Source organism: Vibrio sinaloensis (assembly GCF_000808535.1).
GTDB lineage: Bacteria > Pseudomonadota > Gammaproteobacteria > Enterobacterales > Vibrionaceae > Vibrio > Vibrio sinaloensis_D.
The window spans coordinates 180,476-192,552 of sequence record NZ_JWLV01000012.1; the positions used below are offsets into that span (position 1 = coordinate 180,476).

Annotated in this window: 10 protein-coding genes; 5 read left to right on the forward strand and 5 right to left on the reverse strand. The window is 47.6% G+C overall.

The features are described from left to right. Window positions 1-91 precede the first annotated feature (91 nt). From panE to csdA, 3 genes are read left to right on the forward strand one after another with little or no spacing between them, the layout of a single operon-like run. A complete protein-coding gene (gene panE / locus RJ47_RS09610) occupies window positions 92-979 on the forward strand; it encodes a 2-dehydropantoate 2-reductase (RefSeq protein WP_039483486.1) in 888 nt (295 codons plus the stop codon). Then, on the forward strand, window positions 976-1,581 hold the full coding sequence (locus RJ47_RS09615; protein WP_038139623.1) for a DJ-1 family glyoxalase III: 606 nt from the start codon (window positions 976-978) through the stop codon (window positions 1,579-1,581). Before panE ends, RJ47_RS09615 begins: the two co-directional genes overlap by 4 nt. Beyond that, complete coding sequence (csdA, locus tag RJ47_RS09620) at window positions 1,574-2,785, forward strand: cysteine desulfurase CsdA (RefSeq protein WP_039483489.1); 1,212 nt, start codon at window positions 1,574-1,576, stop codon at window positions 2,783-2,785. Before RJ47_RS09615 ends, csdA begins: the two co-directional genes overlap by 8 nt. Before the next feature lie 62 nt (window positions 2,786-2,847). On the opposite strand, the gene radA is transcribed toward csdA, so the two are convergent. After that, window positions 2,848-4,227 carry a DNA repair protein RadA gene (gene radA, locus RJ47_RS09625; protein WP_005473514.1) on the reverse strand — a complete coding sequence of 460 codons (1,380 nt, stop codon included), beginning with the start codon at window positions 4,225-4,227 and terminating at the stop codon, window positions 2,848-2,850. Between the two features lie 133 nt (window positions 4,228-4,360). Here radA and RJ47_RS09630 point away from each other — a divergent pair, with 133 nt between their 5' ends. Next, window positions 4,361-6,706, forward strand: coding sequence for a PilZ domain-containing protein (locus RJ47_RS09630; protein WP_039483492.1), 2,346 nt, complete (start codon window positions 4,361-4,363; stop codon window positions 6,704-6,706). Between the two features lie 30 nt (window positions 6,707-6,736). Here RJ47_RS09630 and serB read toward each other — a convergent pair whose 3' ends face one another. Then, the gene (gene serB / locus RJ47_RS09635) at window positions 6,737-7,717 is read right to left on the reverse strand and encodes a phosphoserine phosphatase (protein ID WP_038190793.1); all 981 of its coding nucleotides are present in this window, start codon (window positions 7,715-7,717) and stop codon (window positions 6,737-6,739) included. A 104-nt stretch (window positions 7,718-7,821) separates the two neighbouring features. Here serB and RJ47_RS09640 point away from each other — a divergent pair, with 104 nt between their 5' ends. Beyond that, a complete protein-coding gene (locus RJ47_RS09640; RefSeq protein ID WP_038139633.1) occupies window positions 7,822-8,427 on the forward strand; it encodes a YtjB family periplasmic protein in 606 nt (201 codons plus the stop codon). A gap of 86 nt (window positions 8,428-8,513) precedes the next feature. On the opposite strand, the gene deoD is transcribed toward RJ47_RS09640, so the two are convergent. The 3 genes from deoD to deoA form a co-directional block, all read right to left on the reverse strand. Continuing rightward, complete coding sequence (deoD, locus tag RJ47_RS09645) at window positions 8,514-9,233, reverse strand: purine-nucleoside phosphorylase (RefSeq protein ID WP_039483496.1); 720 nt, start codon at window positions 9,231-9,233, stop codon at window positions 8,514-8,516. Window positions 9,234-9,323: 90 nt separating this feature from the next. After that, window positions 9,324-10,544, reverse strand: a complete 1,221-nt coding sequence (locus RJ47_RS09650; protein WP_038190795.1) for a phosphopentomutase — start codon at window positions 10,542-10,544, stop codon at window positions 9,324-9,326. Between the two features lie 188 nt (window positions 10,545-10,732). After that, window positions 10,733-12,061 (reverse strand): thymidine phosphorylase, encoded by a 1,329-nt coding sequence (deoA, locus tag RJ47_RS09655; RefSeq protein ID WP_005473547.1) that lies wholly within the window; start codon window positions 12,059-12,061, stop codon window positions 10,733-10,735. Window positions 12,062-12,077 lie beyond the last annotated feature (16 nt).

A 12,077-nucleotide genomic window follows, 5' to 3' on the forward strand; every position in this document is an offset into this window, starting at 1 on the left:
AAAAATGGCACCTTCGGGTGCCATTTTTATTGGCTTTCTCTTTTGATCACTTTATCCTCTTGGCCATCCCCTCTATTGCCAGAGAATTAAGATGAATATCGTAGTATTAGGCCCTGGTGCCATTGGTTCGCTATGGGCGTATTCTTTACATCAGGCTGGACATACCGTCGCCCTTTACTCCAAGCAAGAGTACGACAAGCTACCCCTTCAGCTTGATGGCAACACTCCGATTACTCTGGCAAATAACCAACCAGTCAGCCTTCAAAACGCCGATGTATTGCTTGTGACCGTTAAAGCGCCACAAGTCATCCCCGCACTTGAGGTACTGCGAAGCGACCTGCATCCAGATTGTATTGTGGTACTGATGCATAACGGGATGGGAACCGCTGAGATAGTCGCATCGCGTCTACCGAATAACCCTCTCGTACTGGCAACCACAACACATGGTGCTCTGCGCCAATCACACCATCAGGTGTTGCATACGGGGCAAGGCAGCACTCAGTTAGGTGGCTATAATTCGAAAGGCAATCAATGCGATTTTCTTCAACAGGTCTTTGCTCACGCCTTACCCGATGTCTACTGGAACGAGAATATTCTTGACGCATTGTGGTTAAAACTGGCGATCAACTGCGCAATCAACCCGTTGACCGCGATTCATCAAGTCAAAAATGGCCAGCTTGCAGACGAGGCATTCAAGCCAACCTTGCACCAGTTGTTGGATGAAGTACATCAAGTGATGACTTGTGAAGGGCTAACGCTTTCCCGCAACGAACTCGATACGCAGGTATATAATGTGATTCAGGCGACCGCGGAAAATCGATCGTCGATGCATCAAGATATTTGCCATCATCGACCAAGCGAGATCGACTTTATAACTGGTTATTTAATACAAAAAGCGCACGACCACCAGCTGGATGTACCTAGCAACGAGGCGCTTTATCAACAAATCAAACGAATCGAAAAAAGTTGGACATCATGAACAAGAAAGTACTGATCCCTATCGCACCCGGCACCGAAGAGATGGAAGCGGTAACCATCATAGATATGATGGTCCGAGCGGGCTATGACGTGGTTGTGGCGAGTGCCGATTTTGATGGCCAATTAACCATGAAAGCTTCTCGCGGTGTCACCCTAACCGCAGAGTGCAAGTTAGTCGATGTTGCCGATGACGAGTTTGATGCCGTGATCCTTCCCGGTGGCGTTGAAGGCTCAGAAACCTTTCGCGACAGCACGGTATTGGTCGAAATTGTTCGTCAACAAATGTATGAAGGCAAACTGGTCGCGGCCATCTGTGCGGCGCCAGCTATAGTCCTGCTACACCACAACCTCTACACAGAAGCTTTGATGACGTGCCACCCAAGCTTTCAAGATCAGATTGCCGAGAAGTACCGCCGTGTTAAACGCGTGACTTACGACATCAATCACAACCTGCTCACAAGCCAAGGACCAGGAACTGCTCTTGAGTTCGCGATGGAAATCATCATTAACCTCTCAGGCAAAGCGCACGCTTGGACCGTTGCAGAGCCAATGGTGACCATTCCAACCTTGCAATATCACAAACTGGGTGATGAAGATGTTTGATGCACAACTTGTCGCAAAGCAGTTTCCGGCTTTAACACAAACTATTAACGATCAACGCTTAGTCTATTTAGACAGCGCCGCCACGACTCAAAAGCCAAAGTGCGTGATTGAGGCCATAAGCCAATACTATGAGCGACAAAATGCGAACGTGCACCGCGGAAGTCATCGCCTAACAGCTGAAGCCACCTCACAGTTTGAGGCCGCGCGCGAAAGAGTTGCTCGCTTTATCGGCGCAGCCTCGCCAAACGAAGTGATATGGACTCGCGGCGCAACAGAAGCGCTCAACTTGATCGCCCAAACTTACGCAAGAAATACGCTTAAACCCGGTGATGAAATACTGGTCGGGGAAATGGAGCATCATGCCAATATTGTTCCTTGGCAAATTGTTGCACAACAAACTGGTGCAACGGTCGTCAAGATTCCAATGACCAATGACTGTAAGTTGGACATGGCTGAGTTCGCAAAGCAATTGAGCAGCAAGACGAAAATTGTCGCTGTAGCACATATCACCAATGTCACGGGTACCCGTCAGCCCATTGAAGCGATTATCCAGCGGGCGCATAAAGTAGGCGCCGTGGTCGTGGTAGACGGCGCTCAAGGGATAGTTCATGAGCAAGTAAATATGACTGCTCTGAATGCGGATTTTTATGTCTTCTCAGGCCATAAACTGTATGCCCCAGCCGGCATCGGTGTTTTATATGGAAAGATGTCGCTATTGGAAGTGATGCCGCCGTGGCATGGTGGAGGCAAGATGGTTGAAAAAGTCTCTTTTTCTGGCACCACCTTCACCCAAGTACCAGGGAAGTTCGAAGCGGGTACGCCGAATGTCGCCGGTGCCATTGCTCTCGCAACCGCAATTGATTGGTATACACAGTTCGATCATTCCACGGTCGAACACCACGTCCATGATTTGGTCAGTAAGACATACCAAGCGTTGAATAGCATCGACGATGTGACGATTCTCGGATATCAACCGGACGCATCGGTGCTATCTTTCGTCATTGAAGGGGTTCATCATCAAGATGTAGCGACTCTACTCGACCAACAAGGCATTGCCGTTCGAGCGGGTAACCATTGCGCGCACCCGTTGATGGATGCGCTTGGCGTGAAAGGGACTATCCGAGCATCATTCGCCATCTACAATACGATGGACGATGTAAAGCGTTTGGTCGCCGCCGTTGAGAAAGCCGTTGATATGCTTTAACTCAAGATAAGGGTTGATGTATATGACGCATCAACCCTTGCCCTCACTTCGCCATGTCTCATCTATAGCTCATCAAACGCTTCTATCGCTTCAGAAAGCTTCTTCACTCCATGAATCTGCATGCCAGGAATGCCCCCTTTAGGCATGTTGGCCGCTGGTACAATCGCTTTCTTAAATCCATGCTTAAACGCTTCATTTAAGCGCTCTTGACCACTTGGCACTGGGCGAATTTCCCCCGCCAATCCAACTTCACCAAACACCACGACATCCTTCGGTAGAGGGCGGTCTCTGAAGCTAGAGAGTAGCGCCATCACCAATGCGAGGTCTGCACTGGTCTCGGTCACTTTGACGCCACCTACCACATTCACAAAGACATCTTGATCCGCCATCTGCAAACCGCCGTGTTTATGCAGCACAGCAAGTAACAGGGAAAGCCGGTTTTGCTCTAACCCCACAGCAACACGACGAGGGTTTGCCAATTGGGAATAATCGACCAAAGCTTGAATCTCAACCAAGAGTGGACGAGTGCCCTCCCAAACGACCATCACGGAGCTACCGGATGTCTCCTCCTCACCTCGAGACAAAAAGATAGCCGATGGATTGCTCACTTCTTTGAGGCCTTGCCCCGTCATGGCAAAAACCCCTAACTCATTGACGGCACCAAAACGGTTTTTATGGCTGCGCATAGTTCTGAAGCGATTATCTGTTCCGCCATCTAAAAGCACAGAGCAGTCAATTATGTGTTCGAGAACCTTTGGTCCTGCCAAAGTGCCGTCTTTAGTAACGTGTCCAACAATAAATACAGAAACATTGTTCTGCTTGGCGTAGCGCGTCAGCGCGGTGGCCGACTCTCTTACTTGAGCGACACTGCCCGGCGATGATTGAACGTCAGATACATGCATCACTTGGATAGAGTCGATCACCATAATTTTCGGCTGCTCTTTCTCGGCAATCTGGCAAATTCTGTCGACGTTGGTTTCCGACAACATCTTTAAGTTATCTTTTGGTAGCCCCAATCGAGAGGCTCGCATCGCAACTTGCTGCAACGACTCTTCACCGGTGACATAGAGCGTCGGCATATGCGCCGCCAAATAACACATGGTTTGAAGCAATAATGTGGATTTACCCGCGCCAGGGTTACCACCAATCAGTATCGCCGCGCCTGGTACAACGCCGCCGCCTAATACTCGGTCAAACTCTTTGAACCCACTGGTAAAACGAGGGACTTCCTGCAGATCAATTTCTGACAATGTCTGAACTTGAGTTTCGCCGCTATTGCCCGCATAGCCCGACAATCGTTCGTTGCGCGCCGCCGCTGGAGATGCCGCTAGTCGCACTTCACTGATCGTATTCCATGCCCCACATGCATTGCATTGACCTTGCCAACGAGGGAAATCTGCTCCACAGTCGTTGCATACATATGCTCTTTTCGCCTTAGCCATGTCGCCTCATATTTGTATTTGTGAACTGAGATATTGGTTTGTGCTTAATTTTGCTTGATTCGCGACAACATATCACTAAAGATCTTTATATCAAGGTCGATAGTTTAGGTATGGAGTACTTCAAACAATAAATATGCAGCAGCCTGAAATCCTTTCTATAGCAGAAAGACTTATTCCTGCTTATCACGCGGACGATTTCGAGTTTCTTCTTGGTCAGATGACAGAGGGCGAACCGCCGTCGGTTAAAATCTTGGTCAAAATGGAACTGAACCGCGTTATGGCTCCATGCACTAAGAGTATTGACCTACGCGGACGCGTCAATGGCGAATGCCGAGAATACGAATTAGATGGCCTAAAACACTGGCTCGATGACGTAGCGTTCAACGCCTACCATAAGAATACCCGAAAATTCGGTGGCTACACCGAAGGGGTTTGGGAAGCACTGTGCAACACGCACAACAACTTCCGCGTGATGAAACAACGCGGTCAATCACTGAAAGGCGGCAACACGGCAGAAAGCTCGCCGTTTGAAGTCGAACCCATCAACCTAGGATATGACTTAAAACGTCGTGAAAACCGCTTAAGGATTTGCTCCCAAATCGAAATAAAGTTAGCCAATAAGCAAATTGTTCACGCGGTGACCGTCGATCTCTCCCCCTCAGGCGCAAAATTCAAAGTGCCCTCAGCATTTGGCTACAAACTGGGGGAAATCGTCAATGTTCGCTTTGTCGAACTAGAGAAAAACAGTGATATCGAAGGCATTCACGATGCCATTCCTTACCGAATTGTGGGTGTAGACGAATCGTACGAGAACGATGCGGTCAAATTTTTACGACTGCTTAAGCTCGATGATACCAACACACTTAGCATCGTCATTGAGCAGTACCTCAAGAGTGACGCTCAAAAAGCACGTCATGATAATCAAGACAAAATCATCCGCGCACGCTCGCGTGGCTTTGAGCACACCTACCTTAAGCACACTTGCAATCTGCCCGTGTTCTTTAGTGGGGATGAACTCAAACTGGTCTTGATGACTGAGAATAACCACTCGATATGGCAATATTGGCAAGACGAACGAAACCAACAAACGTTAAGCAGTCTGTTCAACAGTCAGCGAATGGCGAATCTCACTACCCCTGGGATGAAGGGTAGCAATAACGTTCTTTACTCGTTTACGCACGACCACAAAGGTCAGCAACTGTTTTTCTCTATGATGATGCCTGAAGCCTCTCGCGAAGTTCGCCAGTTGTTTTGGCACATTGGAGCCAAAAAAGAGAGTTGGAAAGCGTTCCGTTTGTCCGTTTTTGAGCTATCGGAAGAGGAACGTCAAGAGCTATCGGCTCATTCCACCGAACTGGGGTTAGAACCTAACTGCCTAACCCATTGTGGCATGCTGCAAGAGATATCCGATCATCGTAGTCGCCAAGATTATTTACTCACTGACAAGCCTCGACTTCCAAGCAGCGAATTAAATCCATTTCGCCACGCTCGTAATCCTAGCTATAACCCGATTTGTTTGTACTTTGATGCTAAGTCTCGTCGAAAAGAGCCAAGGTACCAATTTAAGTCGCCAGTAGAGCTCACCAGCGAAAATGGCGAGAAACTTCAAGGCGCAACGTTAGATCTATCAAAGCATGGGGCGAGCATTCAACTTGCAGAGCCTAGCCGAATGAAAGCGGGCGAGCTGTGTAATATCAACTTCAAAGAACTTCAGCTCTATGATAAAAAACTGCCGCTTGATGCTGTGCCTTATAAGGTTATCCGTATTAGTCCAGGTGGCAAGCAGCTTCAACTTGCGATAATTGAAGAGAGCCAGACCATGCGAGTCATTGCGTTCTTTGGCAAATTGATATCTCACAACCAAGAAAAGTTGATAGCGAAAAAAGAGCTGTTGCCAAGCAATAATTTGTTGGAAGGACTGCATGATATTTTGCTCGACAAAGCGGTAAGCGCTCCGGTCTTTGTCGAGAAGAAAGGCAGCAACATGAGGCCAAAAGTGATAGGGGTACACTACCCAATCCCTGCCTATTTAACGCTGTTTGCAAAACTGGGCAACGGACAAAGTTATTCACTAGAGCCGATATACAAGGGGCGTTCTGCTACGCTGCTGGCAGAACCCATGAAGCACATTGAAGGTGCCGAGCCCCAATATCACGAGCTCTACTTAAGCGCCGTCAAATTTGGGACCCGTATTCAATCTGTTGAGTCGAAGCTGTTAAGTGATTTCAGTGGAATCAAGGAGCGGATAAAGTTCATCAAGAATGCGCAGAATATTGGTGAGTTTTATGCGATCAGAATTTGTGGCGCCCCTGTATTTGATCCAATGACCGCATTAGTGCGCAAAGATTTGGAAGAGCTCGCCCAAATTAGCTTGCACAAAGCACGCAACTTAGAAAAAGAAATTAACGGCATTATTGGTTACGGTGAACTCACCGACATTACAGAAGAGATCTTAATAAGACTTGAACTGACTCAATAGAAAAAGGCGAGGATTTCCTCGCCTTTTTGTTTATTTGAGTGGAGAGAAGCTTACTCGCTTTTGCTTGACCAATATCGCAGATAATACGCAGATCAGCCCTCCTAAACCATGATAACGGATCGCCGTTTGAGCCTGCTGTTCAACCTTTGGTTTCGCGTGGTAAGCAACGCCTAAACCCGCAGCCGCCATCATGGTTAAATCATTGGCACCATCACCGACGGCAATCGTATTGTGTGGCTCGATGTCGTATTGCTCTGCCAGTTGAACAAGAATGTCGGCTTTGGTTTGCGCACTCACCACCTCACCAATCACGTTACCCGTCAACTTGCCATCGACGATCTCCAACTGATTTGACTGAGCGTGATCCAGTGAAAGCATCTCTTGAAGATGATCTGAAAAGTAAGTGAATCCACCGGAAGCAATCGCAGTTTTCCAACCGAAACGTTTAAGCGTTTGAATCAGCTCCGGCAAGTCAGGCATCAGTGGTAAAACAGAACGAACTTGCTCCAAAATCGCTTCATCTGCGCCAGCCAGTTTGCCCACACGCTGGCGAAGACTTTGTTCAAAATCAAGCTCCCCCTGCATCGCGCGTTCGGTTACTTCGGCCACTTCTTCCCCAACACCGGCAAGCTTGGCAATTTCATCAATACACTCAATTTGAATCGCGGTTGAATCCATGTCGAATACAACCAAACCTGGCTTGGATAGATCCGGAATGTCTTGCAGTCGAGCATAATCCAGCTCTAATGCTTGGAGAATCTCTTCATGCTCCGGCGTCAACTGACCTTCCATCAAGGCAACTTCATACTGACCGACTTTCCAGACATCGACCACAGAATTGTAGAATCCAGTGAAGAAGTCTATATCTTCAAAGCTTGCTGCAGAAAGGTGTGTACTGTAGACAACCCAACCTGCATTGGCTTTATCAAACCGTGTAGAAAGGCGAGTTTCTGGTAAGCGATTGATAAGAGGAATGTGACGACGAATGGGTAATGTATTAAACCTGTCCATGTTTAGAATCCTTATTAAACCTTGCAACACGTTAACCTATTGCAATTTGAAAGCGCAAGTCTCAATATGTTGATCCGCTTATTTAATGGATATTTTGGTGCCAAATGGACTCATCTCTGTTTTCATTTCGAAACGCAATACGAGCACTTGCCATCCTCTGTTTGGTGGCAATGGTTGCAATTATTGGCGTAAATAGCGTCAAGATCACCAAAGGGAACGAGCAGATCCAACAGAATCAGTTGGAGACTCTCACCCAAATTTTGATTTCCCAAGCCTCTCTATCTGCTGGCGATATGATCGTCGCTCAAGACCAAGAGCGCTTGCTTAAGTTGACTAACCAGTTAGCTAAAGATGCACTTGTGTATGACGCCGCAATCTATGACGCTGAAGGGATTCGTCTCGCCTCAAGTGAGAGTGCCAAGTCTGTACGTCAGATCCTAGGCTTAGATACTCCACTTGAAACAGCTCGTATTGGTAAGCAGCAGTTAGTCGAACCCATTATTCGCGATAACGTCGTCCTGGGCTTTGTTCGCATCACCTTTGAGACCGGCCGTGTAACTGCCTTTTCTGATCACTACTACAGAAAAAGTGATCGCTACATGTACACCATGGTGGGAATGAGCTTTATCGCAGGCTTGCTGCTAGCTATTGTGATTCGTCGTAAACCCAAGTCGAAAAGCGAAAACTTACTGCTCAAAGATATGCAGTAGAAACAAAACAGGGTTGGCATAATGCCAACCCTGTTTGATTAAATCGTCGGGAATCAAGGTAAGGAGCTCTCCCTCAGTCAGCTTGATTATTCTGCATCACCTAACAACACAGAATCTAGCGCGATGATCATCATATCGTTGAACGTTGTTTGACGCTCATCTGACGTGGTTTGCTCGCCTGTTTTGATGTGGTCTGAAACCGTACAAATAGTCAAAGCTTTAGCGCCATACTCTGCACATACGCCGTAGATGCCCGCCGCTTCCATCTCTACGCCTACGATGCCGTACTTATCCATTACGTCGAACATTTCTGGATTTGGCGTGTAGAACAATTCTGCCGAGAACAGGTTACCCACTTTCACTTCAATACCACGAGCTTTCGCTGCATCTTCTGCCGCGCGAACCATTTTGTAGTCTGCGATAGCCGCAAAGTCATGACCTTTGAAACGAATGCGGTTTACTTTAGAATCCGTACACGCACCCATGCCAATCACAACGTCGCGCACTTTAATATCTTCACTCACCGCACCACAGCTACCGACACGGATGATCTTCTTCACGCCGAAGTCTTTAATAAGCTCAGTCGCGTAAATTGAACACGATGGAATACCCATACCGTGGCCCATTACTGATACCTTACGGCCTTTGTAAGTACCCGTGAAACCGTACATGTTGCGTACGTCACATACCTGTACAACATCTTCCAGGAACGTTTCTGCAATGTATTTCGCACGTAGTGGATCACCCGGCATTAAAACGACATCAGCGAATGCACCCATTTCTGCGTTGATATGTGGAGTTGCCATGATTTCATTTCCTTTTCTTAATCGGATATAAGTAAGCGATAAACAAAACAATAGAGGGACATGCCCTCTATTGATAGTAACGAATTAGAATTACAGGAAGTTTTTACCGTAATCCATTGGTGAGGTACCAAAATGGCTTGCTAACGTCTGACCAATATCAGCAAACGTATCACGAAGACCTAAAGAGCCCGCTGGTACTTTAGCGCCGTAAACAATCACTGGAATATGCTCACGAGTGTGGTCTGTACCTGGCCATGTAGGGTCACAACCGTGGTCAGCAGTAAGAATTAGCAGATCATCTTCTTCCATCAGCTCCATGACTTCATGGATACGCCCATCAAAGTACTCTAACGCTGCAGCGTAGCCCGCAACATCGCGGCGGTGGCCGTAAGCTGAGTCGAAATCAACGAAGTTTGTGAATACGATAGTATTGTCACCCGCTTCTTTGATGGCATCTTTTGTTGCATCAAATAGTGCAGGAATGCCTGTTGCTTTGGTCTTCTTAGTGATACCACAGCCAGCATAAATATCAGAGATCTTACCGATTGAGTGAACTTCACCACCCTTCTCATCAACTAGTTTTTGAAGAATCGTTGCTGATGGCGGCTCAACGGATAGGTCACGACGGTTACCTGTACGTTCAAACTGGCCTTTACCTGGGCCGATGAATGGACGAGCGATAACACGACCAATGTTGTACTCTTCAAGCTCTTCACGAGCGATTTGGCATAGCTCTAATAGGCGGTCTAAACCAAACGTTTCTTCATGACACGCAATTTGGAATACAGAGTCAGCAGAAGTATAGAAAATTGGCTGACCAGTCTTCATGTGTTCTTCACCCAAGTCATCAAGAACTTGTGTGCCCGACGCATGGCAGTTGCCTAGGAAGCCATCAAGACCTGCACGCTCAAGAATGCGGTCTGTCAGCTCTTTCGGGAAGCTGTTTTCTTTATCAGTAAAGTAGCCCCAGTCGAACAAAACAGGCACGCCTGCAATTTCCCAGTGGCCTGATGGAGTATCTTTACCAGAAGAAAGCTCAGCCGCGTGGCCGTAAGCACCAATAATTTCCGCGTCAGCGTCAAGGCCAGGTGCAAAGCTACCTGTTGACTCTTTGTGCGCCATCGCAAGACCCAGTTTAGATAGGTTAGGTAGCTTAAGTGCGCCGCTACGATCCGCGTTGTCAGCCAAGCCTTTGTCACACTGCTCAGCGATATGACCTAGCGTGTCTGAACCCACATCACCAAAATCTTTCGCATCAGCCGTTGCGCCAATACCAAATGAGTCTAAGACTAAAATAAATGCTCTTTTCATTGCTCTCTTCCTATAACTGGCCGAGAGCAAATGCTCAATCGACCAATCTAATAATAATAGTAATTCAACTCTAAATAGTTGGACTTGCAGCAAGGCAACAAGCAAGTGAATCCCCTGAGCATAGCTCGTCTATGTGACTGGGGTGAGCGAGCGCAGTTAACGCCGCTGCAAGTTCAAATATGAAGAGTTTAAAGATCTTCTGCGCGAATCTGACGGTACACTTCTGGCGTTGGCGTATATTCACCACCGATTGTAATCGCCGCTTTCAGTGCGTTAGCCGCTTCTTGCCACTGCTCTTCATTACGAGCGTGGATAACCGCTAAAGGCTTGTCACTAGACGCTTGTTCACCCAAGCGAATAAAGCCATCAAAACCAACAGCGTAGTCAATTTCGTCGGTTGCTACGCGGCGACCACCACCCATAGCCACAACAGCCATACCGATCGCACGAGTATCCATAGCAGAAACCACACCTGACTCATCAGCGTAAACTGGCTTGATGATCTCTGCTTTTTCTAGGTAGTTATCGTAGTTTTCAACGAAATCGGCTGGGCCACCAAGGCCTGCAACCATCTTACCGAAGCATTCTGCCGCTTTACCGTTATCCAGAACTGCCATCAGTTTGTTACGCGCGTCTTCCGTATTCTCAGCCAGCTTGCCAAGAACCAGCATTTCCGCACATGACGCCATGGTTACTTCTAGAAGACGAGGGTTGCGGTATTCACCGGTTAGGAACTGAACAGCTTCACGAACTTCTACTGCGTTGCCCGCTGAAGAAGCCAGTACTTGGTTCATGTCAGTAAGAATAGCGGTTGTCTTGGTGCCAGCGCCGTTTGCTACTGCTACGATCGATTTTGCTAGCTCTTCAGAGGCTTCGTAAGTTGGCATAAACGCACCAGAACCCACTTTTACGTCCATGACTAGAGACTCAAGACCCGCTGCCAGCTTCTTAGACAAGATTGACGCTGTGATTAGCGAGATGTTATCGACTGTCGCAGTGATATCACGTGTTGCGTATACGCGCTTATCCGCTGGCGCTAAGTCACCAGTTTGGCCGATAATTGCCACGCCTGCGTCTTTGGTCACATCACCGAATACTTCGTTGGTAGGTGTGATGTTGTAGCCTGGAATGGACTCAAGCTTGTCTAGCGTACCGCCAGTGTGACCAAGACCACGACCAGAGATCATAGGAACAAAACCGCCACATGCCGCCACCATAGGGCCAAGCATTAGAGATGTTACGTCGCCCACACCACCTGTTGAGTGTTTATCAACGATAGGACCGCCAAACTCTTTGTGGCTCCAATCAATCACCATGCCAGAGTCACGCATTGCACACGTTAGTGCGATACGCTCAGGCATTGTCATTTCGTTGAAAAAGATTGCCATCGCAAACGCTGCGATCTGACCTTCAGATACAGAATTGTTTGCAACACCTTGAATGAAGAAGTTGATTTCTTCGGCTGTTAGAACTTCGCCGTCGCGTTTTTTACGAATAATTTCTTGAGGTAAGTACATTAGATCCTCCCATGCT